Source organism: Methanospirillum sp., from assembly GCF_035406105.1.
In the GTDB taxonomy this organism is placed as follows: Archaea; Halobacteriota; Methanomicrobia; order Methanomicrobiales; family Methanospirillaceae; genus Methanospirillum.
Map to the genome: position 1 here is coordinate 1 of NZ_DAONKG010000328.1, position 1,799 is coordinate 1,799.

Annotated in this window: 2 protein-coding genes; both read left to right on the forward strand. The window is 45.0% G+C overall.

Annotated elements, in window-relative coordinates:
• On the forward strand, positions 1-524 hold a 524-nt coding region (locus PLA23_RS13095), incomplete at its 5' end, for an HNH endonuclease (RefSeq protein ID WP_324475484.1).
• Between the two features lie 301 nt (positions 525-825).
• Positions 826-1,575: a class I SAM-dependent methyltransferase gene (locus PLA23_RS13100; RefSeq protein ID WP_324475485.1), complete on the forward strand. Its 750-nt coding sequence runs from the start codon at positions 826-828 to the stop codon at positions 1,573-1,575.
• The last annotated feature ends 224 nt before the right edge of the window (positions 1,576-1,799 follow it).

The following is a 1,799-nucleotide window of genomic DNA, read 5'->3' on the forward strand; positions in this document are numbered from 1 at the left end:
TCTATATTCTGGCATGCAGATTTACAGTTTGGATGCAACAATCCGGTGAGATAATCCTGGGGCACACCGGCCTTTGTCGCTGGTGTGAGACTCCTCTTGATCCCGACCATTTCTTCGATTCGTGTTGCTCTCCCCGATGTAGAGATCTTTTCTATTCCTGGGTTGAGCAGGAGCATGCAACCATCAGGGGGAGACGACCGCAGTACTGGAATGTGATTCGTCGTCAGATTCTGGCACGGGATGGATATCGGTGCCAGATATGCGGAGATACCCACGATCTCTCGGTTCATCATATCATCCCGCTCTCCAAGGGTGGAGATTCAACAGCGGCCAATCTTCGCGTTCTCTGTCATTCCTGTCATCAGCGGGTTCATGGGAAGAAGGCTATACGCGACAGGACGAAGAAGCGGTTCCGTGTCCGTATCCGGTATAAACCTATGTTTGTGCCTGCAATTCTTGCATGCGAGTGGCTGTGGAATGATCAGGGCATATTTTGTGATGGGATGGCAGATGAAGGGGTATAAACCGGCTCTGATGTAAGTATGATATCCGTTCATACGGCGTTCCCGTTTTTTGTTTCAAATACTCTAATTTGCTGCATAATTCAATTTTGGTGAGAAAATAAGGTTCATTTGTCATGTGAAGGTATGAGTTCACCTGTAGAATTGATCGTATGGTGGGATAGAGAATTATTCACGCAACCCTCTGATCTGCATTATTTTTTTGCATCATCGCCTGATTCCGTATTCCTGTTTGTACCTGTTCCTGGTTTTATTCCGAATACACCGGAAAGGATTTGAAAACTCTGTTCCAATGCGTTTTATCATGGATGTAACGCTTATCTGTTCAATGTTTGAAGAACTGCCGCGGCAGGGTCCGGGTCTTGATGAAGCAACGGCATTTGCCTTTTCCCATCTTCCTCCTGATGCCAGACGGGGGAGGATTCTTGATATCGGATGCGGGTCTGGTATGCAGGATATCGCCCTTGCCCGGATCAGTCCGGACTGTCAGATTACTGCGTCTGATGTGTATCAGCCGTTTCTGAATGAACTGATGAGTCGTGCAAAGGCGGCAGGATTGGACAAACGGATTACAACAAGACAGGCATCAATGGATGACCTTCCGTTTGATGAGAAATCCTTTGATATTATCTGGGCAGAGGGATCGGCATTTATTATTGGAATCGGCACGGCTCTTAGAAAATGGAAAAAATTCCTTAAACCTGATGGATATATGATGATCTCCGACTGTACATGGTTTACCAATTCCCCATCGGATGAATGTAATAAATTCTTTCAGGAAATTTCTCCGGATATGCCGACTGTTTCACGCGGAGAAGAGATGATCCGTGCAGAGGGGTATTCACTCATCGGGTCGTTCCGTCTTCCGGATACCGGCTGGTATACGTATTTTTATAATCCGCTGGCTGCACGTTTGCATGTGCTCAGGGAGAAATATGCCGGGAATCAGGATGCACTCGGTATTATTCAGGGGCTGGAGATAGAGATGGATATCTTTCGTAAGTATTCTAAAGAGTATGGATATACGTATTTCATTATGAAATTGTCTTCATAGGAGAGGATTGAATGGTTTATCGAAAAATTCTTTTATTATGATCCGTGTTTTCGGGGGGTATTGAAATTCCTCTCCAGGAGAATCTGATTCATTTCGGGGTTATAATGGAGAATGCCATGATAATCAGTGCTCCGGTCTTTAAACCCTCTTACATTCGTCAGATGTGTCTAAATTTTAAATAGTGGACCCGGTTACTCATGAATTCCCTATTTGGATAATTCATG

Bases quoted from the DNA above. Each gene is read 5' to 3' on its own strand.
- PLA23_RS13100 (WP_324475485.1), top strand. From the start codon at position 826: ATGGATGTAACGCTTATCTGTTCAATGTTTGAAGAACTGCCGCGGCAG.